The organism is Gimesia sp. (assembly GCF_048262075.1).
Classification (GTDB): domain Bacteria; phylum Planctomycetota; class Planctomycetia; order Planctomycetales; family Planctomycetaceae; genus Gimesia.
Genome location: NZ_JBLXFK010000004.1, coordinates 274,142 through 300,317 on the forward strand (window position 1 = coordinate 274,142; position 26,176 = coordinate 300,317).

Annotated in this window: 20 protein-coding genes; 12 read left to right on the plus strand and 8 right to left on the minus strand. The window is 52.1% G+C overall.

From position 1 onward, the window contains the following. The first annotated feature begins 9 nt into the window (after positions 1 to 9). Positions 10 to 1,125, plus strand: a complete 1,116-nt coding sequence (locus tag ACN0YH_RS10800) for a WD40/YVTN/BNR-like repeat-containing protein (protein ID WP_417379585.1) — start codon at positions 10 to 12, stop codon at positions 1,123 to 1,125. On the opposite strand, the gene ACN0YH_RS10805 is transcribed toward ACN0YH_RS10800, so the two are convergent. Further along, positions 1,122 to 1,904: an SGNH/GDSL hydrolase family protein gene (locus tag ACN0YH_RS10805; RefSeq protein ID WP_417379586.1), complete on the minus strand. Its 783-nt coding sequence runs from the start codon at positions 1,902 to 1,904 to the stop codon at positions 1,122 to 1,124. The genes ACN0YH_RS10800 and ACN0YH_RS10805 overlap by 4 nt on opposite strands. Before the next feature lie 241 nt (positions 1,905 to 2,145). Between ACN0YH_RS10805 and ACN0YH_RS10810 the strand changes: the two genes are divergently transcribed. After that, positions 2,146 to 3,708, plus strand: a complete 1,563-nt coding sequence (locus tag ACN0YH_RS10810) for an alkaline phosphatase D family protein (RefSeq protein ID WP_417379587.1) — start codon at positions 2,146 to 2,148, stop codon at positions 3,706 to 3,708. Positions 3,709 to 3,717: 9 nt separating this feature from the next. On the opposite strand, the gene ACN0YH_RS10815 is transcribed toward ACN0YH_RS10810, so the two are convergent. Next, entirely contained in the window at positions 3,718 to 4,500 is a 783-nt protein-coding gene (locus tag ACN0YH_RS10815; protein WP_417379588.1) for a 3-keto-disaccharide hydrolase, read from the minus strand. Between the two features lie 624 nt (positions 4,501 to 5,124). Here ACN0YH_RS10815 and ACN0YH_RS10820 point away from each other — a divergent pair. Both ACN0YH_RS10820 and ACN0YH_RS10825 read left to right on the plus strand, forming a co-directional pair. Continuing rightward, complete coding sequence (locus ACN0YH_RS10820) at positions 5,125 to 6,135, plus strand: DUF1559 domain-containing protein (protein ID WP_417379589.1); 1,011 nt, start codon at positions 5,125 to 5,127, stop codon at positions 6,133 to 6,135. A gap of 120 nt (positions 6,136 to 6,255) precedes the next feature. Then, a complete protein-coding gene (locus ACN0YH_RS10825) occupies positions 6,256 to 6,669 on the plus strand; it encodes a hypothetical protein (protein ID WP_417379590.1) in 414 nt (137 codons plus the stop codon). A 12-nt stretch (positions 6,670 to 6,681) separates the two neighbouring features. Here ACN0YH_RS10825 and ACN0YH_RS10830 read toward each other — a convergent pair whose 3' ends face one another. The 4 genes from ACN0YH_RS10830 to ilvB form a co-directional block, all read right to left on the minus strand. Continuing rightward, on the minus strand, positions 6,682 to 8,076 hold the full coding sequence (locus tag ACN0YH_RS10830; RefSeq protein WP_417379591.1) for a glutamate decarboxylase: 1,395 nt from the start codon (positions 8,074 to 8,076) through the stop codon (positions 6,682 to 6,684). Between the two features lie 114 nt (positions 8,077 to 8,190). Continuing rightward, a complete protein-coding gene (locus tag ACN0YH_RS10835; RefSeq protein ID WP_417379592.1) occupies positions 8,191 to 9,624 on the minus strand; it encodes a hypothetical protein in 1,434 nt (477 codons plus the stop codon). A gap of 97 nt (positions 9,625 to 9,721) precedes the next feature. Next, on the minus strand, positions 9,722 to 9,916 hold the full coding sequence (locus ACN0YH_RS10840; protein ID WP_417379593.1) for a hypothetical protein: 195 nt from the start codon (positions 9,914 to 9,916) through the stop codon (positions 9,722 to 9,724). A 143-nt stretch (positions 9,917 to 10,059) separates the two neighbouring features. Continuing rightward, a complete protein-coding gene (gene ilvB, locus ACN0YH_RS10845; RefSeq protein WP_417379594.1) occupies positions 10,060 to 11,841 on the minus strand; it encodes a biosynthetic-type acetolactate synthase large subunit in 1,782 nt (593 codons plus the stop codon). A gap of 626 nt (positions 11,842 to 12,467) precedes the next feature. On the opposite strand from ilvB, the gene ACN0YH_RS10850 reads away from it, so the two are divergent. Further along, positions 12,468 to 13,844 (plus strand): DUF1501 domain-containing protein, encoded by a 1,377-nt coding sequence (locus ACN0YH_RS10850; protein ID WP_417379595.1) that lies wholly within the window; start codon positions 12,468 to 12,470, stop codon positions 13,842 to 13,844. 10 nt (positions 13,845 to 13,854) lie between these two features. On the opposite strand, the gene ACN0YH_RS10855 is transcribed toward ACN0YH_RS10850, so the two are convergent. Next, on the minus strand, positions 13,855 to 14,712 hold the full coding sequence (locus ACN0YH_RS10855) for a SecDF P1 head subdomain-containing protein (protein ID WP_417379596.1): 858 nt from the start codon (positions 14,710 to 14,712) through the stop codon (positions 13,855 to 13,857). 139 nt (positions 14,713 to 14,851) lie between these two features. Then, entirely contained in the window at positions 14,852 to 16,321 is a 1,470-nt protein-coding gene (locus tag ACN0YH_RS10860) for a sulfatase (RefSeq protein WP_417379597.1), read from the minus strand. A gap of 223 nt (positions 16,322 to 16,544) precedes the next feature. On the opposite strand from ACN0YH_RS10860, the gene ACN0YH_RS10865 reads away from it, so the two are divergent. From ACN0YH_RS10865 to ACN0YH_RS10895, 7 genes are all read left to right on the plus strand, one after another. Then, entirely contained in the window at positions 16,545 to 16,943 is a 399-nt protein-coding gene (locus tag ACN0YH_RS10865) for a GntR family transcriptional regulator (protein ID WP_145232043.1), read from the plus strand. Next, positions 16,940 to 17,845 carry an ABC transporter ATP-binding protein gene (locus ACN0YH_RS10870; RefSeq protein ID WP_417379598.1) on the plus strand — a complete coding sequence of 302 codons (906 nt, stop codon included), beginning with the start codon at positions 16,940 to 16,942 and terminating at the stop codon, positions 17,843 to 17,845. Before ACN0YH_RS10865 ends, ACN0YH_RS10870 begins: the two co-directional genes overlap by 4 nt. Before the next feature lie 4 nt (positions 17,846 to 17,849). Next, complete coding sequence (locus ACN0YH_RS10875) at positions 17,850 to 19,586, plus strand: hypothetical protein (RefSeq protein WP_417379599.1); 1,737 nt, start codon at positions 17,850 to 17,852, stop codon at positions 19,584 to 19,586. Between the two features lie 51 nt (positions 19,587 to 19,637). After that, on the plus strand, positions 19,638 to 21,329 hold the full coding sequence (locus ACN0YH_RS10880) for a hypothetical protein (RefSeq protein WP_417379600.1): 1,692 nt from the start codon (positions 19,638 to 19,640) through the stop codon (positions 21,327 to 21,329). 72 nt (positions 21,330 to 21,401) lie between these two features. Next, positions 21,402 to 23,102, plus strand: a complete 1,701-nt coding sequence (locus ACN0YH_RS10885; protein WP_417379601.1) for a hypothetical protein — start codon at positions 21,402 to 21,404, stop codon at positions 23,100 to 23,102. Positions 23,103 to 23,187: 85 nt separating this feature from the next. Continuing rightward, positions 23,188 to 24,879: a hypothetical protein gene (locus tag ACN0YH_RS10890; protein ID WP_417379602.1), complete on the plus strand. Its 1,692-nt coding sequence runs from the start codon at positions 23,188 to 23,190 to the stop codon at positions 24,877 to 24,879. Positions 24,880 to 25,127: 248 nt separating this feature from the next. After that, positions 25,128 to 26,165: a cytochrome-c peroxidase gene (locus tag ACN0YH_RS10895; RefSeq protein ID WP_417379603.1), complete on the plus strand. Its 1,038-nt coding sequence runs from the start codon at positions 25,128 to 25,130 to the stop codon at positions 26,163 to 26,165. Positions 26,166 to 26,176: the final 11 nt, after the last annotated feature.

Consider the following 26,176-nt stretch of genomic DNA (forward strand, 5'->3'; position numbering starts at 1 on the left):
GCGTTTACCATGAGTTCTCAGGTACAGATTGCGACCCGTAAAGGTCTGTTTCAGCTCGACCGAAATTCAGACGGCTGGAAAATTCGACGTCACGATTTTCCCGGTGAAAATGTTTCGATGGTCCTGCATGACTCGCGGGATGACACGACGTACGCCGCTTTGAATCATGGTCACTTCGGGGTCAAGCTGCATCGCAGTGCGGATGCGGGTGAAAACTGGGAAGAGTGCGCCGTGCCCGTTTACCCGGAAGGGGCCAAAAAAGCAGCCGATCCCTTTACAGAAAATGCAGAGCCCAAACCGGCCAGTCTGAGCGAAATCTGGTCATTGGAACCGGGGGGCGATGATCAGCCAAATCGACTCTGGTGTGGAACGATTCCCGGCGGCCTGTTTCGTTCGGATGATCGCGGTTCCAGCTGGCAGTTGGTGGATTCATTATGGGATCTGCCCGAACGCCTGAAATGGTTTGGCGGCGGCAAGGACGATCCCGGTATTCATTCCATCTGTGTGCATCCGGAAAACAGTCAGAATGTTGCTGTTGCGATTTCCTGTGGCGGAGTGTGGATCACTGAAGATGATGGCGTCAACTGGACCTGCAAGGCGGACGGGTTGCGGGCCGAGTATATGCCTCCGGATCTCGCGCACGATCCCAATATTCAGGATGCGCATCGCATGGTGCAGTCACCCACGCAGCCGAACCACTACTGGATTCAGCATCATAACGGCGTGTTTAAAACGACCGATGGTGCACAGTCGTGGCAGGAAGTGACCGGGATCCAACCTTCCGTGTTCGGGTTCGCGGTCGCCGTCCATCCGCAGCGTCCAGAGACGGCATGGTTTGCACCAGGCGTAAAAGACGAGTGTCGTATCCCCGTGGACGGCCGATTCGTCATCGCCCGCACGACGGATGGCGGCGCGACTTCTGAAGTGCTCTCGAATGGTTTACCGGGAGAACACAGCTACGACATTGTCTATCGACATGCACTGGACACCGATGAAACCGGCGACTGTCTGGCCGTCGGTTCGACCACCGGCAACTTCTGGATCACCGAAGATGGAGGCGACAGCTGGCAGACGATCTCCACCAGCCTGCCTCCGATCCATTGCGTCCGCTTTGTGAAGAGTTAATCCCGTTTCTTCAGTTCCTGTTCGATCACGCGGGCGGATTCTTTGCCTTGCGCTGTGGCGCCTTCCGAATTGAAATGCACGTTACCCGGTTTGGTCCACCATTTGGCGTGATGTGGTTTGGTGAATGCATACAGATCGTTGACTCCGATCTCGGGATAGTCTTTCAGGACTTTCAGCGCGACTTGATTATATTTGGCAGCATCCCCATTAATGCGGCCTGCTTCGCCTTCTGGGACCGGGGTAGTGGTTACAAAAATCAGTTTCGCTTTGGGCGCCAGTTCTTTCAGGTAGGCAATTATCGCACGCAGGTTCTTTTCGTAGTCTGCGGGGGAGGTGACCTGTTTGCCATTCACGCGGTCCAGCTTTTTCCCGTTCATGTATTTCAGGTCATGCAGTCCGACATTGAAATGGATCACATCCCAGTCAAAGTCCCAGTGGCCGGCGAGTTGGGGGTTACGCATCGTATCGTGCATGGTTTTCATTTTGGTAATAACAGAGGATGAATCACCTCCATTACAGTATAAACGATATACATTGGCTTTCCCCTTGAGGGCAGCGCGGGTGGCATCGGTGTACGCGATGGAAATGGAATCGCCGTACAGAAAGACATTGGGCAGGTTTGGGTCATTTTCCACAAACTGAAAGGTGGGACGCTTATTGAAGCGGGGAGAGCGGACCAGTTTTTTCCAGGCATCGGATGCCTGTTCCTCAGCGAAAACAGTAGAGGAACCTGCGAGCAGGCAGGCGGAGAACAAGGCTAGCAGTTTGATGGATTTCATGATGCGTCTTCTTTTCTTAAAGGGTATCTGCAGGAATAACCAGAACGTCGCTCCGTCACGTCTGTTCTATTCTGGTAAGTTTCCGATCAGAACAGCAAGTTGATTTGCTGAGGAAATCTAAAAAACCCGGCATCTCAGGAATAAGATAAATCACAGCGGTTTTCTGTTGGGGCCGGAAGGGGGAATCAATAGAATGGGAAGCGAAAACATATCAAGGTCTGGAATTCAAGGAAGTGCTCACATGAGAATTTACTGTCTCTGCTGCTTATTATTTGTGTTCGGCTGTGAAAAACCTAAGCCGGAAGTTGTTACCCCTGCCGTGGAACAGGGTGAGGAAGCGTCAGCGCCCAGTGAAGGAGAAACGGCTCTGCCCCTGGCGGGGATGGGAATCATGACGGGAGAGGTCACCTCTGATACGGCTCTGGTACAGGTGCGGCTGACCAGAACAGACAAACTGATTGATCGCGATGTGCCGGGGATGCCGGGGATCGTCAAATTCTCAATCAATCCTTATACAAAGGTGAAGACTGTTTCCAAACTGGTTGATACGCAGGTCGTGAAAGCGGTTGCCGATCATGATTTTATTGCGCGGGCTTCGTTTAACGGTCTCATGCCCGGCACCGAGTATGAGTGCAAGACGCAGATCGGTGAAACCGAGGACAACCTGCACGACGGCCCCACTGCCCGCTTTAAAACACTACCGGGGGCCAGCTATGCGACGCCTGTCGATTTTGTGGTGGTAACTGGTATGAACTATGCCAAGTTTCACGGCGACGATCGAATCGATAAAAAACAACATCTCGAAGAAAACAACACGAATCTTCCTCAACCCTATTCCGGTCCGGACAAGCACCTGGGATATCCGGCCCTGGAAACCATTCTCAAACAGAAACCTGATTTCTTTATTGGCACCGGTGATAACGTGTATTACGACACACCCGATAAACCCCGCGCCGAAACCATTCCCGAAATGCGTCAGAAATGGCACGAGCAGTTTGTGCAGCCCCGCTACCAGGAACTGTTTGCTGCGGTGCCGACCTACTGGGAAATTGACGATCACGATTACCGTATTGATGATGGCGATAACACCGGCGATCATCATCCGACCCCGGAAGAAGGGCGCGCGATGATGCTGGAGCAGCTTCCCGTAGCACCCATGAAAGATACCGAAGCCAAGACATACCGTACGCATCGGGTGAATAAAAATTTACAGATCTGGCTGCCGGAAAACCGTATGTATCGCAGCCCCAATGCCATGGAAGACGGTCCTGAGAAATCGATCTGGGGTGCTGAGCAGAAAGCGTGGTTGAAGAAAACGCTCAAAGAAAGCAATGCGACTTTCAAACTGCTCATCTCGCCGACGCCGATGATTGGACCCGATGATTTGCGTAAGACCGATAATCACTGTGACATCGGCGGATTCCGTCATGAACGGGATGAGTTCTTCAACTGGCTCAAAGAGAACGGGCTGGATCAGCAGAATTTTTTCATAGTCTGTGGAGATCGTCACTGGCAGTATCATGCCATCGATCCGAGTGGCTTCGAAGAGTTTTCCAGTGGGGCACTTGTTGATGCTAATTCGCGGCTGGGGCGCAAATCGGGCGACCCGAAATCTACGGACCCTGAAGGACTGATCAAGCAGCCCTATCTTCAGGACCCGCGATCGGGTGGTTTTCTGCAGGTGAGAGTTACACCAGCTGATAAACAAGATCCGGCGACCCTGTCCTTTCTGTTTCACGATGAAAAAGGCAAGCTGCTCTACCAGCATGACGTTCCTCAGAACAGCGGGAAGAAAGCGGATTAATCGCTTCCGCTATTCTTTAAAATTGGTATCCGCCGTTTTCAGATCGAGGGGTTGAATCCAGATATTGCGATAACGGACGTCATGGCCTTCACACTGGAGTTTAATCCCGCCGGGGGTGTCGGTGATGCCGAAACCGTTATCATTGCCTCCGTCCAGTCCGGAGTTTGCACCTCCCCAGACTTTGTTGATCGTGATATTCTCGTGGACTTTTTTCCCGTTGAAATACATCGAGACTAAAGGTTTTTCAACGAGCTTGCCATCTTTGAACCGGGCCGCGCGGAATGTGATATCGTAGGCGTTCCATTTGCCGGTTCCGTTATAAGCGTGGTAGGGTGACTCAGTTTCGTTGATGACGGCCGCCATGCCGTGTTTGGTTTTATCGCCATCCAGAACCTGGATTTCATAGCGGTTCTGCAGGTAAACACCACTATTGCCCCCCGGCTTTGTGACCAGAAATTCCACGTGCAGGCGGAAGTCACGGTATTTCTTTTTTGTGACGATGTCGGCGGTTCCATATTTGCCACCCGCCGCAGCCGGGTCGTCTGACATGATGACCGTACCCGCGTCGATGGGATCTTCCACTACTTTCCATTTAATGGGCAGCGAGGAACTGAACCGGGGGCCCTCCCAGTAAGTCCATTTCTGATCCAGCATTTCCCGGCTGCCGTCCAGCAGGATTTCTGCATCCGTGGGTGCCTGTGCACCGATGCCTACATCGGCCTGCGCAATTGAACAGAGCAGGGACAGAAACAGGAGAGAACAGAGAGTGACAGCAGGACTGATGAAGCGCATGGTGAATCCTCATGAAATCGGGAGAGTGAGATCAAAGTAGTATTATGTGATAATTCTGAGAGCAGCACAAACAGAGAAATCGATTTGAAGCAATTCTGAACGAAAGTCGAGTTCCTGCTTAAGGTTGCCACTTTACTGGGCAATCTGAACCGGGAAGACACTCTACAGGTAGAATCGATTCACTAATATTTTTAAAACCAAAAAGAAATGTAAGCGATATCAGTGATTTATGATGTGTGTGTGGGTATTCGCTAAGTTGAAATAAACCAGCAGTTTTTGGTTATTGAAAAAAAGTTAAGGGCGGCAGTCTCGATTCCAAAGCAGCGGATTCAACCTGGTTTTTCACTGTTCAACAGAATCGTTGCTTTGTTTGGGGAAGCTGGTTAGGCATGAGATTCGCATACTTGATATGTCAGCTAATAGATTTGGTTGCAGTTTCTGCATGATCGTTAGCATTGGTTTTATTCTCACGTCATTGTGAAAGGTAGAGAGTCGACATTTTTGAACTGAGATACAGATTGAGAAGAGACTGGTTACTCCCCTGAAGATCCCACCCTCTTTCCTGCCTACTTCCCACTAAAGAAAAGAACTCTCGTCATTCCGTATTTATTGAAGGAAACATCCATGTTGAGCAGGCACAAATTACGTATACGTGGTTTCACGTTAATTGAATTGCTGGTTGTGATTGCGATTATCGCGATTTTGATTGCGTTACTCTTACCGGCGGTTCAGCAGGCGCGGGAAGCCGCCCGGCGCAGCACTTGTAAAAATCAACTGAAGCAGATCGGTCTGGCGCTGCACAACTACCACGATAACTTTCTGCGTTTTCCGATCGGCGAACAGTTCGGCCGGATTCGCCCGAACTGGCGCGCCCCGATTCTCCCCTACCTGGATCAGGCACCCGCTTACAACCAGATGAACTTTGATATCAGCACCACGGTGGGGGGCTTTATGTCAGAGAATAGCGGTGGCTCGTATGGCTACGGGACTGGTACTGGAACCAACGAGGTTTTAAAAACATTGCGTGTCCCCGTTTATAACTGCCCTTCCAGTCCATTTTCCAATTCATCCAACGAGAACGGCATGAATAACTATGACCAGGGGCAAACGATGGATTATGTCGGGATCGCCGGTGCCACTCCTGCGCCGGGTAGCAGCACAGGTTCCTGTTCTGCTACGGGAGCCGGTTATGGGAACGGCACATTCTGTAATAACGGTCTACTGGCTCCCAATGACAGTTTCCGAATCCGCGATGTGAAAGACGGCACTTCAAACACGATGATCGTGGCAGAGCAGTCTGGCCAGGTGAATGGCAAAGACTGTCGTTCCAACTACTATGGCGGCTGGAGCGGAATTGGTACTACTTCCAAAATGTCTGCACTGGGCTCTGGTTCTGCCTGGGGGTCAGGAACGACGACGGTGATGTATTCCATTAACAGCTTCTGGACTTCCGGTGCACCGACTGAAGCCAGTGCTCCCTATGGGGCCAATACGGTTCTGAACTCTTTTCATACCGGCGGAACCCATGTTCTGCTGACCGATGGAGCCGTCCGCTTTGTCTCTGAAAACATTGATTTCAGTACCCTGGCGAATCTGGCATCGAAAAATGACGGTCAGGTGCTGGGCGAGTTTTAACTGAAATCACCAACGCTGCATTAAAACGTGAATGAAGGCGCAGACCCTGTTCGTCAGACAAACGGGGTCTGTGCTGTGTTTCGTACTATATTAATTGATCATAAATGGATTCACTCTGAAATGTTCACTCAGAATTATGTTAAGCGATTTTTTCTGTTCTCTCTGCTGCTTGGTTCCAGTTCAATCCTGGTTGGCTGTGGCGGAAGCAGTGAGGAAGATAAGCCGCGTGCTGACATCACGGTCACCGTGACGCACGATGGTGCACCCGTCACCGAAGGGGAACTGCGGCTGATGATGGACGGTAAAGGCGAGGGGGCGATGGGCGTACTCGACGAATCAGGGCAGGTTGAACTCTCTGATGTCGTGCTCGGCAGCTACACTGTGACGGTGACGCCACCGGAAGGGACTCCCGACAACCCGGCTCCCCAAAAAGACTACCCCGAGATCCCTGCGCAGTATCGCAGTCTGCAAAACAGTCCGTTAAAGGCGGAAATCAAAGCAGGCAGCAACGAGTTTACGTTCGACCTCAAATAAACTCAGCACAGTTTAATGGTGAAAGCCGGAACCCTCTGCTTCTGTCTGGGGTGTATGCTGGGGATGGGCTGCGAAATAATCGATCGCATGCTGCAGATCACCCAGTAGCATTTCGGCCATATCGCGCGTGAATCCTTCTTTGCAGACGCAACGTAATACGGCGAGGTCGTCACGGTTTTTGGGGAAGGTATAAGCGGGTACCAGCCAGCCACGTTCACGTACTTTATTTGAAATATCGAACACACTGAAATTTGCGGTTTCATTGGTGGTAAACGCAAACACGGGAATGTCACTTCCGTCCGAGATCAGGTCGAAGGGCCCGAGTTTTGCGATACCCGCTGACAGATGCAAGGCGACATCCTGCGATGTCTGATGGATCTCCCGATAGCCTTCGTGCCCCAGTCGTAAGAAATTATAATATTGCGCTACCACCTGATTACCGGGGCGGGAAAAATTCAGCGCGAAGTTGGGCAGATCGCCCCCCAGGTAATTGCAGTGAAAAATCAGTTCTTCCGGCAGTTCTGCTTTCTCTCGCCAAATGATCCAGCCAACACCGGGATAAACCAGCCCGAATTTATGTCCCGAAGTATTGATTGATTTCACCAGGGGCAGCCGGAAATCCCATTCCAGGTCCGGTTGTAGAAAGGGTGCGACAAATCCACCCGAAGCGGCATCGACATGAATTGGGACTTCCCAACCGGTTTCGGCATTGAGTTTGACCAGCGCGTCGTTGACTTCTTTGACGTCCTCATAGCGACCATCAAAGGTACTCCCCATAATCGCGACCACACCAATCGTATTTTCATCAACCAGTTTCAAGGCTTCTTCAGCGGTCAGGCAGTAGCGGTCCCCTTCCATCGGCACAAACCGTGGTTCGATTTCCCAGTACCGACAGAATTTTTCCCAGCAGACCTGCACGTTGATACCCATAACCATGTTCGGTTTATCAGCAGGTTTCCCTGCGGCTTCTCTGCGTTTCCGCCAGTTCCACTTGAGGGCCATCCCGCCCAGCATGGCTGCTTCACTGGACCCGATGGTGGAACACCCGACGGCATTTTCTTCTGAGGGTGAATTCCAGAGTTTCGACAGCATGTTGGTACAGCGCAGTTCAATCTCGGCTGTCTGCGGATATTCATCCTTGTCGATCATGTTCTTATCGAACGTTTCTGACATCAACTGCCGGGCTTCATCTTCCATCCATGTGGTGACGAAGGTAGCCAGGTTCAACCGCGAGTTGCCATCCAGAATCAGTTCATCGCGGATCAGGTTATAGGCCACCTTGGGAGGCAGACCTTCGCCTGGCATTTCGTACTTGGGGACGGGCTCCTCGACGAAGCGTCCTCCGTAAGCAGGGGTGATGAAAGATTCGGGGTCAGTGGGATGCAGATTTTTCTGGCCGTGCAGCATGAACAGTGCCCTCCTGGTTGATCAGTACGGATTCAAAAGTGTTTACCGCTATCCTACAGTCTGGCGCTGAGAATTGAATGAAGATCACAAGCAGGTTCTGTTTTTCTGCAAAGTTTATGTATTGCAGCCGACGGCACACTGTCCAATGATGTCCAGTTTGTCATCGTTCAGATAGCAGTAGCGGTTAATCCAGACACCATCCGGGCTGATGTCGGTTGCCACCTGCATTCGCTTTCGAAAATCTTCTGTGGGGCCGTAACCGTGCGCGAGTGCATAAATGGGCATGGGGCGTGCGAGTTTTCTGGCAGCCAGAATTTTTCGCTCTTGTGCCAGCGGCCCTGCGATGTGGGGTTGATCGGGGCCCGGGTAATAAACTTCTGCCAGGCGTGTCGGGTGTGCCCAGTCCGTGATATCAAGAAACTTGAACAGGGCGCGGACCAGCAGTGATTCGGAGATGCCAGGATTGGCCGCCAGCATCTGATCGCCGTACGAACGCAGCATCATCGACCAGTGCATCCCATACAGTTTCACACTCACCGAGTTACAGTACTTTGCAGCCAGGGAGTAATTCATACCCGACAGAATCGACCAGGGGGGAGGAAACGCGCTGGGTGCCAGTTCGACACCCGGTTTTCCACAATCGTCCATTGTGTTCCGGAAACCCGCCAGCAGTTCTTTGGAAAGCTGGGCTTTCATCAGCAGCATCTCAGCGGCTCCGGGAAAATGGTCGTTCAGCCAGACCGGGAAATTCGCGGCCTGATTATCTTCCGAGAGCCAGGTTTCCAGATCGTAATTCGTCAAGCCCCCATTGAGTTTCTGATACAACGCCTGTGAATCTGACTGCATATGCTCAAAATTGTAACCCAGGCGATTTGCTGCCTGCCGGGCATGGTCACTGAAATCAAAAAATGCAGAGTCCAGAAAGTAAGGCGGATACTCCGGCCAGTCAAAACGCAGGCCGTCGATATCAGGGTACTGGTTGAGTAAGTCACGAATCAACGCATGCTGGTATTCGATGATATGGGGACTGGCCAGGCTGCCGTTATTCGCAACCCGTCTGCGAGGCAGTGATCCATCAGGCAGGCGGGGGATGTCTTCTTCAACCGGTCCGCCAAACTGCACGCGATACCCGGGGGGAATCGCAGCCTGGACCTGGAAATAGACTTCCAGTCCCCGTTCCTGTGCGGCTTCAATCAACTCTGCGACGACATGGCCTGCGCTGTGAGTGAGATCATCTGCTTGCGCGGGCTGATAGCGGAGCCCCGAGTAAAGTGATTGATCGGGGACGAAACTGGGTGAGGTTTTGACCCATAGTTCCCGCTTCCCTTCCCACAGCGGGCGGTCCAGCAGGCGGACCTGTCCGGCACCGGCGTCGGCAGGGGGCTCACGAACTCCCGTCTGCTCGTCAGCCAGTTGCATTACATAAGGAGAAGTTGAAACTGCCGTGATCCCTGCGCGCTTCATGAGATTATCGAGAACCGCCTCGACTCCCTCGTGCTGCAGGTATTCCGGTAAGACCGTCACGCCGATCTGTCTCTGCTGGCTCATGGTTTCCTCACGTGGTAGCAGAATAAAACTCTATCACTGTTATCTTATCGGCCTACCAGAATGTTTCTCCACCCTGGTGCAGAGATTTTTTTTGACTTTACGGGACCCCGGGTAATTTGTTGCAGAAAGCGACGAGTATAAAAGTGGCAATTGGTCCCAGTAGTAAAGAGAGCAGAAACCAGGCCAGGCCACTGCGGTTCTTCCCCTGTGCCAGGCCGGCATTGATCAATGCCAGTGATCCCCAACCGACCAGGTATCCGGATTCCTGAGGGATTTGCGCTGCAATGAACATGTTTGTTTCTTCCTGAAATAATCAGATTAATTTCGCTAAGTCAGATCAGGTGGGGGCCCTGTTTCTCAATGCCCAAAAAACACGAGCCCCGTCAATCTGTAATTGAGGGGCCCGGGAATGAAATTTCAGTTTACTGTATTTGATCACTCGGTGATAATATCGTTCACAGTACCACCACTGGGAATCATAGGCAATACATGTTCCTGGTAGGTACAGATCACATCCAGCAGATAGGGTTGATCCGAGGCCAGCATTTCTGCGAGAGCCGCCGGGAATTCTGCTTTGGATCGTACCTGTTTTGCCTGCAGACCAAAACCCTTGGCGATGGAGACAAAGTCGGGATAGGTGTCTTCGGCATGTTCCCCGGATCCTTTCCCCTCCCATTCCGGATGATGTACCGGACCCAGATAAGTATGAGCACGGCGACCTTCCATGAAACGGTCTTCCCATTGCACTACCATGCCCAAATGCTGGTTGTTTAATAACAGGATTTTGACAGGCAGCTTCTCGGTATGCAGTGTCGCCAGTTCCTGAATATTCATCAGCATCGAGCCATCGCCGTCGATGTCGACTACCAGGTCATTGGGGAACTGTGCCTGCACACCCATTGCAGCGGGCAGTCCGAAGCCCATCGTTCCCAGTCCGGAACTACTGAGCCAGTGGCGGGGCTTGTTGAATTTGTAGAACTGGGCTGCCCACATCTGGTGCTGACCAACGCCTACGGTAATGTAGGGGTCTCTGTCTTTGGACTGCTGCCAGAGTTCATGGATCGCATACTGTTGCGACATCACGTCACCCAGCTCAGGATATTTCAGCGGGAATTTTTCTTTCCACTCTTTACACTGTGCCAGCCAACTGTCGACCTGTGGCAGGTCGTCATCGGTAATGGCTTCGTTGAGCGAGGCCAGTACATGTTTCAGGTCGGCATTGATGGGGATATGCGCTTCCTTGTTTTTCTGCAACTCAGAAGGATCGATATCGACATGCACGATCTTGCCGTGTTTGGCAAACTCTTCGAGCTTACCAGTCACACGGTCATCGAAGCGTACGCCAAATGCGAGTAGCAGGTCTGCTTCGTTGACGGCGTAGTTCGCATAGACCGTGCCATGCATTCCGAGCATATCCAGGCTCAGGGGATCTTCCCCCGGGAAGACGCCCAGCCCCATCACGGTGGTGGTGACGGGAATATTTGTTCGGCGGGCAAACTTGACCAGTTCTTCGGAAGCGTCCGAAATAATGGCTCCACCACCAACATAGAGAACCGGTTTTTTGGAACGTTTGATGGCTGCCAGAATCTGCTTGATCTGTTCGGGAGCCGCTTTACGCATTTCCGGGCGATAGCCGGGCAGATAAGTTTCGGGATCGTAATCGGGTTCTGCATCCAGTGTTGCCAACTGACAGTCTTTGGGGAAGTCGATCAGTACGGGACCGGGGCGCCCTGTGTTCGCGATGAAGAATGCTTCCTTCACGATCCGGGCCACGTCTTTCACATCAGTCACCATATAATGATGTTTGGTGATGGCGCGGGAAATTTCCACCATGGGAGTTTCCTGGAATGCATCACTGCCAATGACAGCTTGAGGCACCTGACCGGTGATGGCCACCATGGGAATCGAATCCAGCTTGGCATCTGCCAGTGCCGTTACCAGGTTGGTGGCACCAGGGCCGCTGGTTGCCATGCAGACGCCGACTTCTCCGGTCGTGCGGGCAATCCCCTGAGCAGCAAATCCGCCCCCCTGTTCATGGCGGGGCAGTAATGTGCGGATATCGTCTTTGTATTTCATTAAAGCCTGGTGTAACGGCATGCTGCAACCACCGGGATAAGCAAAGATGGTTTTCACGCCCTGCCGCACCAATGCCTGAACCAGAATCTCAGCGCCATTGATTGTCTTCGTTTGCGTGTTTTTTTCGTTGGCAGTGGCCACTGTTTCACCCTTCTGTTTCGATAATCTCTAATTGTCTCAAAATTTAATGGCGGAATCGAACGGATATCACTGTCACTGGTTCAATTCCGGTTACTGATGGATCGCTCTTTCGCTGTTACCACAACAGACAGATACGTAGACGCACCTCGTACGCCAAATGTTCGTTCTGGTATTCAATCACTTGATTGGCGGTCAATTCTATCTTCTCCCAGAGACAATAACGAGTCATTTCCTGTCCAGAATCCAATATTCGTCGAGACACAGCCCCGTTATTCAGCTTCGGCAAGCAGGTTACACAGGCTGTTTCGATTGTGCAGATTAACACGTTCGATCCAGCCAGCTTGTCAAGAACTGACAAATCCGTTGCGCGAAAATCAAAGTAAAAACAATTTAAGTGCATTGGTATTAGTCATTTATGGTCTGGTGAAACCCCGGGCTTGAACGGAAAACACGGTTTTAGCAGGAAAGGTTTGTGGGCAGGAATTTGATTTGATATGATATATAAGTGAACTTTGAAATGATTTGTTCTGGTCGCTTTGTCGACCAGTAATAACAGGCAGCAAAGCGAGTCTGTTTACACCCCACCTGAACTTCCTACCCATAATCAGCTAGCTGAGGTATTGAACATGAAAGATCCAGCAAATCTGATGCAGGCGACGCTTTCCCGACGATCCTTTCTCCAGTCTGGTTTTCTGACCCTGGGGGGGCTGGGTCTGGCGGATCTGCTGCGATTGAGAGCCGCGGCGGCTACGACTTCAGGATCGACCCCTGATACCTCGGTGATTTTGATCTGGCTGCAAGGCGGCCCCAGTCATATGGAAACGTATGACATGAAACCCGACGCGCCGATTGAATATCGGGGGGAATTCAATCCGATACATACGAATGTCCTGGGCATGGATATCTGCGAGCAGCTTCCCCTGCATGCGAAGGTAGCCGATCGTTTCACGCTGATCCGTTCTATTTCTCATGGCTTCGCGAATCATGCCGGCGGGGCAGGTCGTTTTCTGTCTGGTCGCGATCCCTTACGACCTCTGGAACGCACTTCCCAATTTCCCACGATCGGTCCCATCGTTTCCAGAATGCGCGATCATGTGAATATCGGCATCCCGAATTATATCGGAAACCAACCCAACGTGTACGGTGGTGGCAGTGCTTACCTGGGCGAGTCTGCACTCCCCTTTGTCGTGGGCTCCGACCCGAATGCGAAAAACTATCGCGTCCCCAATATTACCCTGGACGATAAATTGAAAGACCGCCTGGATGACCGCGTGACACTGTTGTCTTCTTTCGACAACATGCGCCGCGATCTGGATCAGAACGGTTCGCTGGAGTCCATCGACAAATTTAACAGCCGTGCTTTGGATATGTTAACCAGTGATAAATCCCGCGATGCGTTTGATATCACGCAGGAAAGTGAAGCGACTCGTGACAAATATGGGCGCCATAAGTGGGGACAGCGTGCCCTGCTGGCCCGCCGCCTGGTCGAAGCGGGCAGCAGTTTCGTGACGATGCAGATGCAGAACCCGGGTGTTTCAGGTTGCGCCGGTAACTGGGATATCCACGCCGTGAATGGTCACCTCTATGATGACCTGCGCGGACGCCTTCCCATCTTTGACCGTGCGGTCTCTGCCCTGATTGAAGACATTTACGAGCGCGGCCTGGATGAAAAGGTGATGGTCATCGTCAGCGGCGAATTCGGTCGTACGCCCCGCATCAACCCGCAGAAAGGGACCCGTTCCAAAGTCATGCAGCCCGGTCGCGACCACTGGCCCGGCGCGATGTCGGTCCTGGTTTCCGGTGGCGGTATGCAGATGGGGCAGGTCATCGGCTCCACTACAGCCAACGGTGCGTACGCAAAAGATAACAAGCTTGATCCCAACGATTTGCTTTCGACCGTATATCGTTTCCTGGGTATCGACCAGAACCACGAATTCTTCGACCACAGCGGCCGCCCTATGCCGATTCTTCCCAGTGGAAAACCAATTGTTGAATTGAGCTGATACGGGGGGATTATTGCTTGCGGGAGAGAGAGCGTGCGATCCGTTCTGCTTCTTCGAGAGATATGGCTCCAGCGATAGTGAACTCACTCCCAACGGCATCATGAATGGTCGGGGCCATGATAATTTTTCCATCGACCAGAATTGCCAGAGGCTTCGAGCGATGTTTCTGGCTTGCTTTCGAGATCAACGCCGCGCCTTCTTGATTCAATTTCACATTTATGTTGCGATTTTGGTATTGGTCCAGATTGATCTGAGCTTCCAGAAAGTGTTCGTTGGATAATACTGGTTCCTGTGGTAGCCAGATGGAATCCCCCGATGCGGGAATGACGTGTTCTTCTAATCCTTCCCCGGGACTGGTTTCCGCCAGGTAAAATTCAACGATCGCATCCGCCTGGGGCGGGGCGGCATACGTTTCGACGCCGCTGGCAAAATCTGCAGCCGGGTCCCGGCTCACATCAAAGGCCCACACCCCGAAACCTACAACCAGCAGCGCGCAGATGCAGAGTGTGTTCCACAGGAAACGCGAAGCCTTGAAAAACCGGTCTGTCGCATCCGGTGCATTCCCGCGGATACGACGCAGGCTGGCGATGTACTTGTGCAGAGACAGGGACAGCAGCAGGCAGGCACAGGCCCGCGCTAAATGGGCAAAGACGACCAGGCGACCGCTACGGGAATCGATCAAGAGAATTCCCGGTTCGACTTCGTAACGAAGCTGAACCAGAAACAAAATCGTTGACAGAACGAAACCCAGGATCAGAAACACATACACGACACTTGCAACCGGTAGCGAGTGAATCAGGGGGGCAAGCATGTGTCTGGTTTCTGGTGTCGCGGCCGTTGTCTCAGTGGTTGGTTCTCTCTCGGTCATCTAAATCGCTTCCCATAATTCTGAAGAACAATTTCCGAAGAACAGGTAAGGAGGCGAATTGCTGACACTCACTTTAACTGTTCGTAAAGTAGCAGTCTATGCTGGTTCTATTCTGACAGGTTCGACGTGGATTATTTTCTTATTGCAGGTTATGTTTTTTGCGCGGAAACTGTGCTTCCAGCAGTTTGACCGCTTCCTGAAACAGGGCTTGATCGGTAGGCTCGTCGATGATGTTCGTATTCTCTTCCGGATCGCTGGTGTGATCGTACAGTTCGCGTGCGATGACCTTGCCGGTTTTGAAATTCCGCCATTCGGTGTAGCGATAGCGGGGCGTGCGGACCGAGACGCCCATGTTTTCAGGCTGTTTTTTGTAGTACGCGGGCCGCGGATGTTGCGTAAAGGCGGCTGGTTTGACTGCCTGTGTCGGATCATTCAACACAGGCACCAGACTCTTGCCCTCCAGTTTTCCGGGGGAGGGGAGTCCGCATAAGTCGATCAGCGTCGGATACATGTCGAGCAGTTCGACCAGTGCGTCCGCTGTCTTACCTGCCTGCTGCATGTGAGGCGTCGCGATCAGCAAAGGCACGCGTGCATCGTTTTCGAAGTTGGACGTTTTGCACCACAGGCCATGTTCGCCCAGATGAAAGCCATGGTCGGACCAGAACACAATGATTGTATTCTCGCGCAAGCCCAGGCGATCCAGTTCCGCCAGTACTTTGCCAATCTGCGCATCCAGGTAACTGATGCCCGCCAGGTAACCAGTCCGCAGTTCAATGATCTGTGCATCCGTCAGTTTTCCCTTTACGGCTCTCAAAATTTCTCGACTGTCATGCAACGCGACATCGGGTACATTTTTCGGAGGCTGGGGATTATCGGGAACGGTAATCGGGCTGTCATTATACAGGTCCCAGTATTTCTTGGGTGGATTGAACGGCAGATGTGGTTTCCAGAAGCCGACTGCTAAAAAGAACGGCTGCTGTTTCTGTTTGACATCCTGTAGCGCTTTGACGGCAAGATCGGCGATGCGACCATCAAAGTAAGCCGAGTCCGGTACGTCGCGACTTTCAGATCGCGGTGCTTTCGCCAGGTTAACCGGCAACTCCCGGTTATCGTTTAACAGCGGCTGGTCATCATCGTGCCGCGCATAATGCATGACGGCGGGCACACTCCAGGAAGCGGGATCGCCCTCGATCTTCTGTCGCCAGTTGTGGAAGATCTTGCCAATGTTCTGCGTGAAATAACCGTTCTGCTTAAACAATTGAGGCAGTGTGACAATGTTCGGATCGCCTTCACGAAAGTGCTTCGGCAGATTCCAGATCTCGAGACTGTCCGGCCGGCGGCCCGTCATCAGGGATGCCCGCGAAGGATTGCACAGCGCCTGTTGACAGTACGCCCGTTTAAACAGCACGCCTTCGGCAGCCAGTTGATCCAGGTGCGGCGTCTTCACCAGGGGATGCCCATAACAGGCCAGATCGCAGCGCAGGTCATCCGTGCCGATGAACAGCACGTTGGGTTTCTGCGCTGCTTCCGTCCGTAAACCGAGAGCAGGGCAGAAGATCAGGAGCAATACCAGTACCAGCGGAGAGCGGCGTCTGCCAGTAAATATCATGAGCACAGGCTTTCACAGTAAGAATTTAGAACAATCAGAAGAGACTCTCTTTTCATTCTGCAGCCCGCAGAGCGATTCCGCAAGCATCGATTTACCGAGGCTTTGATTTACTGAATAAATATGTTTTGTGAAAAAACACCGAGAAGAATAAACAAATAATTTGATTGACAGTGTCTGATAATTGTATTACTGTGTTGATACAGTTCTGAAAGAGGGTTTTCCAATGCAGATTCAATTATCCGAAGCGGATGGCACGCCTTATTATCAGCAGGTCGTGAACCAGGTCAAGTTTCTGGTGGCCTCCGGTCGTCTCGAGGCCCATGAGCAATTACCGTCCGTCCGTGGGCTGGCACAGCAGCTGACGATCACCCCCAATACGGTTGCGCGAGCCTATCGCGAGCTGGAAGCCGAAGGGGTTGTGATCTCGAAACGCGGTGCTGGCGTTTTCATATCTAATGGCGTTTCCCCCCTGTCCAATAAAGAAAAACGCCGCATCCTCAACGAACGCATGGATGCCCTGCTGACCGAATCGCGTCAACTGGGCGTAGATGAAGAGACCCTGTTGAAATTACTCCGTCAGCGGAGCCAGAAATTTGATTCACATCAAGAGGTCGTAAAATGAGCGAACATGTCATCGAGATCAGCAATTTAAGTCGTCGGTTCGGCAAGAAACAGGCGTTGTCCGACGTCAGTCTGTCTGTGCCTGAAGGCTGTGTGTTCGGACTGGTCGGCGAAAACGGGGCCGGCAAAACCACGCTGCTGAAACATGTGCTGGGCTTTTTGAAGCCGCAGCAGGGGAGCGTACGTGTGTTTGGCCTGGACCCGGTGGCTGACCCGCCGGGCGTACTGGGACGGATCGGGCATCTCTCCGAAAACCGGGATTTGCCGGCCTGGATGACGGTGCGCGAACTGATTGAATTCACGCGGGCCTTCTATCCCAAGTGGGACCCGGTCTACGCGGAAGAACTACGGATCATGTTTGAGCTGTCACTGAACCAGAAAGTGCCCACTCTGTCACGCGGCCAACTGGCGCGGGCCGGTCTGCTCGTCGCGCTGGCACATCGACCGCCGCTGCTGGTACTGGATGAACCGTCTTCCGGACTGGATCCGGTGGTCCGTAAAGACATTCTGGATGCCATCATTCGCACGGTTGTCGATGAAGGGCGGACTGTGCTGTTTTCCTCGCATCTGTTAGACGAAGTACAACGCGTCTCCGACCGCATCGCGATTCTCGATCAGGGCAAACTGTTGCTTACGAGTCCACTGGATGAAGTGCTCGTCTCACATTACCAGTTGACGATCCGCTTCCTGGAACCGCAGCCCTTTTTCCCGCAGTTGACCGGCGCGCTGATGTGGTCGGGTTCCGGCAGAGAATGGAAGATTGTCTGTAACGGTCAGAAACAGGAACTGGAAACAGAGCTGGAACAGCTGGAAGCCGAGATCCTCGATCAAGCGGCACCGACACTGGAAGAAATATTCGTCGCCCGCATGAAATCGGCACAACGCGCTTCTGCCCAGGAGTAAAACGATGATGCATCAGTTCTTTGTTGTTTCAAAAACGTTTACGAAGCGTGCCTGGCTGGCGGCGGTGCTGGCGGTTTGCGTGCTTGTACTCGTACCGTTTGTATTTCGTGGATTGATGTCGATCAAAGAACTGGGGACTTACGGTATCTCTACAGATCCGTTTCAATACCACTTCGCGTTCCTGGGATTGTCGTGGATCTTTTTTATCGCAATTTGCGTCCATGCCCTGCAGGGATGTGAGAATATTGTGGTGAGGCTGCCGGTTTCCTCAACTGCGATTTTCAGTGGATTGATACTGTTAACGGTCGGTCTTGTTTTGATCCTGAATCTGGTAACAAACGGGCTGTATCGATTCTTTTTTTTCGATCAAAACTGGCTCAGCGATTATTGGCCATTACTGGGGCCATTATTATTTTTAATGACACTCGTTCTGGTGGGCCAATTTTTGTTCTGGAGCAGGTTTGCCCCAAGTGTAACCGGCAGTCTCTTCTGTATCAGTTTCGTCACTGCGCTTTGCTGGTGGTTTGCCTCACGTTATTTTCCCAACGGTTTTCAAAAACCGGTTGTACCCTGGAATCATGTCACTCTTGCGGACTGGTTCACCTTGCTGGTTGTTAACAGCGTTGCCTGGTATCAGGGAACACGTGCGTTTGAGAAAGTCCGATCGGGTACTGCTGTACCCAGCCCGCAATGGTCGCGGCTGAGGGACTGCTGGAATGCACTTTTATCGGGAACGCTCATCAATCGTCGTGTGGAATTCGGTTCGCAGCATCGCTCACTGGTACGATTGCATTGGTGCGACTCCTGTCGCCCTGCGGTGGTCATCGGGGGGCTTTATTGTAGCGTGGCAGGAGTGTTACTGAGTTTTCTGTTATTCAAACTCTCTTATGTGCCAGGAGGTCAGACGGCCGCTTTCTGGAGTTATATCCAAAGTATCTCTGTGGTGACCAGTTCTTTATTTTTACTTGCGTCACTTCTGATTGGGTTTCTGCTGGGCGACGGGATTCATCGTCCCGGTCGCATAGAACTCAAACGATATCTGAGTGCTGTTCCGCTGTCAGAACAAGATTTTTCTGGCATTCTGATGCGAAATCTGGTCAAGACGGTCTGTATTGTCTGGTCCTGTCTGATGCTGGGGTGTCTGCTTAGTCATATTATCGTTATTCATTATTTCGATTTCACTGCATCCCCATTGAATATGCTGTATTTAGAAGCTTACGTCAGCGCAACGTCAGAGAATCTCGTGCCTTTTCTTTTTCTCTCTGCGATGATTTTATGGGGAGTTTCCTCTACCATGGTATCGATTTTCTGGACGGGTCGCACATGGTTCTATCTAATGGTGCTTTTCCTGTTTGGCGGATTGTGTTTTGCTTTAATTCTGATCAGCGCCTGCATTCAATCTGAGGCCATTACCGGCTTGCTTTACGGATTGACCATGACATTAGCCTCTACGATATTGGGAGGAACGGTTGCCGCTTATTTAGTCGCATATCGAAAAAAATTGATTACGGCAACCGGTGTGCTGATGGCGGTTTTGTTTTTGCTGACCGCAGTCTGGTTCTGCAGCTCACTTACAGGCGATGAATATCATTCCGTGTTTTACCGAATCTGGAATTCAAATTTCTTCTTTCGTGCATTGGGAATTAATAGTATGCGATTTTTGGTTTTCGTTGTACTGACTTCGCTGGTCACCCCCTTCGCCACGATTCCCCTGGCGGTCTCGTGGAATCGGCATCGGTGATGTGTGTTATTTTCAATTGTAATTTCGGATCAATGAGTTTGTGGTGAAATCATGACACATCTGCTTTTTGTAATCTCAAAAACATATACGAAGCGTGCCTGGCTGGCGGCGGTGCTGGCGGTCTGTCTGCTCGTGCTGGGGCCGCTATCGTTTCGTGAACTGATTTCCTTTCTGGAGGGGCCGGCGGACTCCAGCAGTGTGAAGCCGTTTAGTTTTCACTTTGCGTTTCTGGCGACATCCTGGGTGACCTTTATTGCCGTCTGTCTGCATGCCCTGCATGGTTCGCAGCTGATGATTCGAGGCCTGCCGCTTTCCTCTGCCCGGATCGCCAGCGGCTTGATGTTTTCCACAGTGGGGATCGTGGTCCTGCTCAGCCTGGTCACGAATGGCCTGTATCGGCTGGTATTTTTTGACGAACACTGGCTCGCCGACTATTGGCCCGTGCTGGGGCCGCTGTTGTTTCTCTGTACGCTGGTGATGGTCGGTTATCACTGTTTCTGGAGTATGCACGCTCCCGGTTTTCTGAAACTGGCGGGATGGATGACTGCCTTTAGTTTGCTGTTTTTGTGGTTCGTCTCCCGTTATAATCCACACGGTTTTACAAAAGGGATCGTGCCCTGGAGTCATGTGACGCTGACTGAATTCGTCACGCTGCAACTGATCAGTGTGGTTGCCTGGCTGGGGGGAGTGCGCGCCTATTCGAAAATTCGAAATGGTGCTGCCACACCGTCTCCTCAGTGGGATCAGGCGCAGTTCTGGCTGACCGCTGTTCTGACAGGAGCGGTTCCCGAACGGATGTCGGTCCCCCGCTCACGGCGCATGACACTCGCGCGCATGCATTGGAGTGGCTCCTGTCAACGCGCGGTCATTGTGGGCGGGATGCTATTTGGTGTCGCAGTCCTGATTGTGAATCTGGCTGCCACGTCAACGTATGATGCCAGCAGCCCTGAATTGAATAATCTGCTGGAGCTTTCAGGAACATTTCAGGCATCCACCCTGGTGCTCTCGGGCATCGCTGCGATTGGCATTGTAATCATGCTGGCAGGCAGTCTGGTCGGGACAGGAAATACGGAAATGAATCGCTTCCTGGCAATGACTCCGCTGTCGGATCGTGAACTGTCTGCCACGCTGTTCGCGAACATGGCGAAAACCCTGCTGGTTTCGATGTTCCTGATTCAACTGGGCCTGCTGCTCAGTTACGTCGGGTTTTTAATGATACAGGGGACTACGATATTTTACTCAACATACGACTTGAATGATTGTGTGAGACAAAACCTGATCTATACCAGCGTCACCATCATGGGGTTCTGGATTATCGCCGCGAACTTCCTCTCCTTCTGCTGGACGGGTCGTCAGTGGGTCTGCAACATGATTGTGGGAGTCATGGTTGTGGGCTTTATCGCGTTCATGGTAACAGGTCAGATGCTGCGCGCGAGTGGGTATTATCAGGCTCTGGAGTTATTCGAAAGAATCGTGGTTTCGGTTGTTTCGCTGGTGCTGATCAGTGCCACCATCGGTGCCTACCTGGATGCTGGTAAACGTTCCTTGATTTCAAATCGGACCTGCTATGCCGCGCTGCTGTTCTGCATCTCCGGACTGGTTCTGTTCGAGCTCTGGTTATCTCAACAACCGTCAGCACCGGATCACTGGATCGGTTTCCTGGGATTGTCTGTTTTGTTTGCGTTGATCTTCGCTCCGTTCGCGACGATTCCTCTGGCCATTTCCTGGAACCGTCATCGCTGACTGTTTTCTGAATTGGATGAGATGTGAGCAGTCTGTTGTCTTGAGTTTTACTGAAAGAATGAGGTGTCTCTGATGTCATCTGCTTTTTACATGACCACCCGAAATTTCTGTAAACGAGCCCGGCTCGGCGCTTTGCTGGCGGTGGGGGCACTGGTGCTGGCGCCGTTGGCCTCCCGGATCATTATGCGGCTGCAGGGATTGAGTCTTGCGCATCTCGATCAGAATGCATTCGATTACCATTTTGCCTACCTGGGGGTCTCTTACATTTTTTTTCTGGGGGTCTGTCTGAATGCGCTGGCTGGTAGCGAGAAAATCTGCATGCGGCTGCCCGTCTCCTCCGCTTCCATCGCCACCTGGATGATGCTCTCGATGGTGGGGCTGGTGGTCTCGCTACAACTCGTGACCAATGGTCTGTATCGAGCTCTGTTTTTCGATGATCGCTGGCTGGCAGACTACTGGCCTCTGTTAGGACCACTGCTGTTTATGGTGACATTGATTCTGGTGGGGCATGCTGCATACTGGAGCCTGCATGCCCCCAGCCTGACGAAATACGCGTTCTGGTCCGCCGCGGTAGTTGCGTTGTTCTGGTGGTTTATCTCCCGCTACTTTCCCAATGGCTATTACAAGGAAATTGTGCCTTGGCGGACCGTCACGTTGGGTGATTTCATTCTGATGCAGCTGGTAGCTATCGCTGCCTGGTATCAGGGAACGCGTGCGTTTACCCATGTGCGGAATGGCACGGCACTTCCCAGTTCTCAGTGGGAACAGATTCAGATCTGGTGGAAGGGTTTACTGACCGGCTCAGTCCCTGAGCAGCCAGTCATTCCCCTCTCACGAAAATCGTCGCTGGCCCGATTGCATTGGCGCGATTCCTGTCAGCGGGCGACTTTGATTTCCGGGGTGGGATTCGGTCTGTGCATCCTGATCATCAATGTACTCGTCATCGCCAGGTTCGATCAAACCAACGCCAGCCAGAACGAATTCAAAAGTCTCATAGAAGTCTTCAGTCTTTCCACAATGTTATTTGGTCTGATCGCGGCTGTCGTCATTGCGGTCCTGCTGGGGGAAGGGACCACCGGTGCCGGGCGCACCGAAATGAAGCAGTTCCTCGCCAAAGCCCCACTTGTGGATCGAGATCTGAATTCGACCCTGTTCCGCAATCTGCTCAAAACACTCGGACTGGCATTTCTGGGGATCGTCGGTGCCTTACTCCTCAGTGTAACCATCGCTGTAGTCTGGCATGGTAATGAAGTGCTTGGGAATCTGATCTCCCCCCTGAGCCAGTCTGGGGGCACAATCCTGCCTGTTATTATCTTTGTCATTGGTTTCTGGGTGGTCGCAGCCAATATGGTTTCCGTCTTCTGGACCGGTCGTTCCTGGTTTTACTTTACAGCCATTGGTGTCTTCTTTGGGGGTGTCGCGTTTTATGTAATTCTATTAAGTGTGGGCGATCGTCTATTTCAACATTTAAGCATCTATCGGTTCCTGTTGATTGTACTGTTGTTATTACCGCCTCTCTTAATCTGTAGCGGAACCATTGTCGCTTATCTAACGGCCCTCCGTCAGAAACTGATCTCACAGACAGCCGCGATCGTGGCGCTGGTCCTTTGGCAGACAGGTCTCGCCGGAGCTTTGATCCAGATGCTGGAGCATTCGCAATACTATCACGGGGTCAATTGGGGGTTATTAGTGTTCTATGCGACACTGGGTGCCCTGATCCTTGCACCGTTTGCCACGATTCCTCTGGCGCTTGCCTGGAACCGGCATCGATAAGTCTGCTTTGAATGAGATTTCCTGAATGAATGTGAAATGTGTAACGCTGTCATGAAATTGATTAAATGAAACTGAGGTACTTCTGATGTCATCTGCCTTGATTGCGACGACAAAAAGTTTCTGTAGACGTGCCTGGCCCGGCGCCTTGATCGCTGTGGCTTCACTGGTGATTGTGCCTCTGATGATCAGGATTCTGATGCGTTTACAGGGATCGTCCATACCATATAACGACCAGGAGATATTCAGCCTGCATTTTACCTACCTCGGAATTTCCTGGGTTATTTTTCTCAGTATCACCGTGCGGGCGCTGGCAGGTAGCCAGACATATTGTCGCGGGTTACCGATCTCTTCCCGCGCCATCGCCACCTGGCTGATGCTGGCGATGGTGGGGCTGGTTGTCGTTCTGCAACTGGCGACCAATGGTGCCTATCGGGCTTTGTTTTTTGATGAACGCTGGCTGACGGATTACTGGCCCGTGCTCGGGCCCATCTTATTTCTGACGACACTCATCCTGACCGGGCACGCGATTTTCTGGACCCTGAATGCGCCCAGTTATACACGCATCATTTTGAGTATGGGAATTATCGTGGCGCTGTTCTGGTGGTTCCTGTCTCGATACTTTCCCAATGGATTCAAGGCAGATGCCGTTCCCTGGAGTCACGTGACGCTCGGCGAATTCGTGCTGATGCAGTTGGTCAGTCTGGCTGCCTGGTATCAGGGAACGCGCGCCTTTACCCGAATCCGTTCCGGCATTGCTTTACCCAGCCCACAGTGGACGCAGACGCGCAACTGGTGGGATAGCCTTACCACCGGCGCGACTTCCAGCGGCCAGACGGGGGTGATTTCACACCGGACGGCACTCGCCCGCCTGCACTGGCGCGACAGCTGCCAACGGGCGGTCATTATGGGCGGGGCACTGTTTGGTATTGCCGTTCTGGTTCTCAATACGGTCATGCGAAACTCATTTGGTTCGGGGCCTATTCAATTGACCAATGGCTTTCTGCAAATCTATATGATGTTCTCGATCATCGCTGCGCTCGTAGTGGGGCTGATCGTCGGTGAAGGAACATGCGGGCTGGGCAGAACGGAAATGAAAGGCTTTCTGGCGGTCACCCCGTTATCGGATCGCGATTTCGCAGTCGCATTGTTCGGAAACCTGGTCAAAACAGTGCTCTATTCCAGTTTGTTGATTCAGGCGGGATTGATGCTGAATATGCTGATTTTCGTCAGTCCCTGGATGCTTCAGGGTGACCAGGCTTCGACTGTCGCTTACAGGGGTATGGCGTTCCTGCTCGGCTATACCGCGTATTTCCTGTGGACCCTGGCCTGTTTCTGGACGATTGCCGCGAATGTGATCTCCGTGTTCTGGACCGGACGCTCCTGGTTTTATTTTCTGGTGATCGGCAGCATCATTGGCTGCTTCGGGCTGTTTGTCTTCATTGTCAATTCAACAGATCGTGTTTCCCATTCCCCCAACAATCTCTATTACCAGATGGCGTTTTTCCTGGTGCTGGCGTTCCTGATCTTTGTCGGCGTCGTGACCGCTTTTGTCATTGCCTGTCAAAGAGGATTGATCAAAATATCGACTGCCGGGATCGCTGGCGGACTGTGGCTGATCGGATCTCTGGCCGCGATCTATCTTAAATTTCCCACTCCGGCGGGACTGCAAGAGACCCTGATGTTCTGTCTGTACGTTTTTTTCCTCTCGCTGTTTGCGCTTGCTTTCGCGCCGCTGGCCACGATTCCACTGGCGCTCTCCTGGAACCGGCATCGGTAACTCTGTCATTCCCAAGCGATTACGACATGAGTATGCCGCCCTAAATCCTGTGAAATTCTGACTTTCAACTCAATTCCCTCTCGATAGTGACTTGCAGTCCTGAGCTGAGCAACTAAAAATAAACAGTTAAGGCAGTTTCAGGGCTGATCAGTCAGCGTGCACATTTTAAACTGTGGATGCCTCCTCCCCTGAAACAGCTCTCTGTCGTCCTGCATCAGCTATCTGAGTCGTTCAATTGAGGAGAATTCATGGCGTCTGCAACCTATCGGAAATTTGCGCGGATCCTGTCAGCAGGAGTCGTGATCACGCTGGTTGTCGGTTTCACTGTTTCCCTGGTTCAAGCAGAAGAATCGGTCATCAAGGTTCCCCTTGGCTTGCCTCCAATCGAATTTCCGAAAGACAATCCTCCCACCGCTGAAAAAATCGCATTGGGTAAACAGCTGTATTTTGACAAACGACTCTCGCGCGACAATACCATTTCCTGTGCCAGCTGTCATTCTCCGGTTAAAGGTTACAGCAACGCCGATCAGTTTGCGACCGGCTTCAAAGGCCAGAAGGGGGGCCGCAATTCACCTACGGTGATCAATGCTGCCTATAACAAGTTCCATTTCTGGGACGGCCGTGCCGGATCACTGGAAGAACAGGCGCTGGGCCCGATCGCGAATCCGATCGAAATGAATTTAACAACGAAAGAAGCCGTCGAACGGATCAACGCCATCCCCGGCTACAAAAAACAGTTCCAGAAGATCTTTGGTTCTGATGCGACTGAAGAAACCATCGCGAAAGCCATTGCGACGTACGAACGCACCATTCTGTGTGGCGATGCCCCCTACGATCGCTTTAAAGCCGGCGACAAGAATGCCCTTTCCGAATCGGCACAGCGAGGAATGCAGCTGTTTTTCGGAAAAGCAGCCTGCAGTTCCTGTCATTCCGGCCCTACGTTTACCGATCACGCTTTTCATAACGTCGGCGTGGGCATGGATGCGAAAGAACCGGACGCCGGTCGCAAAACCATCAGTAATCTGGGGGGAGATCATGGCAGCTTCAAAACGCCGACCGTCCGTGATATCGCCCGATCTGCCCCTTATATGCACGATGGCAGCCTGAAGACTTTGAAAGAAGTCGTAGATCACTATAATAAAGGGGGGATTCCCAACGAATTTCTCGATGAAGAAATATTCAAACTGAATTTAACCCCTCAGGAAGTGGATGACCTGGTGACCTTCATGAAAGAAGGTTTATCCAGTTCGAATTATCCTGAGCATAAAGAACCTGAGCTACCCTGAATCAATACTCT

Excerpts from the sequence above, each read along its gene's own strand:
- ACN0YH_RS10800 (WP_417379585.1), top strand. The coding sequence starts at position 10 with ATGAGTTCTCAGGTACAGATTGCGACCCGTAAAGGTCTGTTTCAGCTC.
- ACN0YH_RS10805 (WP_417379586.1), bottom strand. The coding sequence starts at position 1,904 with ATGAAATCCATCAAACTGCTAGCCTTGTTCTCCGCCTGCCTGCTCGCA.
- ACN0YH_RS10810 (WP_417379587.1), top strand. The coding sequence starts at position 2,146 with ATGAGAATTTACTGTCTCTGCTGCTTATTATTTGTGTTCGGCTGTGAA.
- ACN0YH_RS10815 (WP_417379588.1), bottom strand. The coding sequence starts at position 4,500 with ATGCGCTTCATCAGTCCTGCTGTCACTCTCTGTTCTCTCCTGTTTCTG.
- ACN0YH_RS10820 (WP_417379589.1), top strand. The coding sequence starts at position 5,125 with ATGTTGAGCAGGCACAAATTACGTATACGTGGTTTCACGTTAATTGAA.
- ACN0YH_RS10825 (WP_417379590.1), top strand. The coding sequence starts at position 6,256 with ATGTTCACTCAGAATTATGTTAAGCGATTTTTTCTGTTCTCTCTGCTG.
- ACN0YH_RS10830 (WP_417379591.1), bottom strand. The coding sequence starts at position 8,076 with ATGCTGCACGGCCAGAAAAATCTGCATCCCACTGACCCCGAATCTTTC.
- ACN0YH_RS10835 (WP_417379592.1), bottom strand. The coding sequence starts at position 9,624 with ATGAGCCAGCAGAGACAGATCGGCGTGACGGTCTTACCGGAATACCTG.
- ACN0YH_RS10840 (WP_417379593.1), bottom strand. The coding sequence starts at position 9,916 with ATGTTCATTGCAGCGCAAATCCCTCAGGAATCCGGATACCTGGTCGGT.
- ACN0YH_RS10850 (WP_417379595.1), top strand. The coding sequence starts at position 12,468 with ATGAAAGATCCAGCAAATCTGATGCAGGCGACGCTTTCCCGACGATCC.
- ACN0YH_RS10855 (WP_417379596.1), bottom strand. The coding sequence starts at position 14,712 with ATGACCGAGAGAGAACCAACCACTGAGACAACGGCCGCGACACCAGAA.
- ACN0YH_RS10860 (WP_417379597.1), bottom strand. The coding sequence starts at position 16,321 with ATGATATTTACTGGCAGACGCCGCTCTCCGCTGGTACTGGTATTGCTC.
- ACN0YH_RS10865 (WP_145232043.1), top strand. The coding sequence starts at position 16,545 with ATGCAGATTCAATTATCCGAAGCGGATGGCACGCCTTATTATCAGCAG.
- ACN0YH_RS10870 (WP_417379598.1), top strand. The coding sequence starts at position 16,940 with ATGAGCGAACATGTCATCGAGATCAGCAATTTAAGTCGTCGGTTCGGC.
- ACN0YH_RS10875 (WP_417379599.1), top strand. The coding sequence starts at position 17,850 with ATGATGCATCAGTTCTTTGTTGTTTCAAAAACGTTTACGAAGCGTGCC.
- ACN0YH_RS10880 (WP_417379600.1), top strand. The coding sequence starts at position 19,638 with ATGACACATCTGCTTTTTGTAATCTCAAAAACATATACGAAGCGTGCC.
- ACN0YH_RS10885 (WP_417379601.1), top strand. The coding sequence starts at position 21,402 with ATGTCATCTGCTTTTTACATGACCACCCGAAATTTCTGTAAACGAGCC.
- ACN0YH_RS10890 (WP_417379602.1), top strand. The coding sequence starts at position 23,188 with ATGTCATCTGCCTTGATTGCGACGACAAAAAGTTTCTGTAGACGTGCC.
- ACN0YH_RS10895 (WP_417379603.1), top strand. The coding sequence starts at position 25,128 with ATGGCGTCTGCAACCTATCGGAAATTTGCGCGGATCCTGTCAGCAGGA.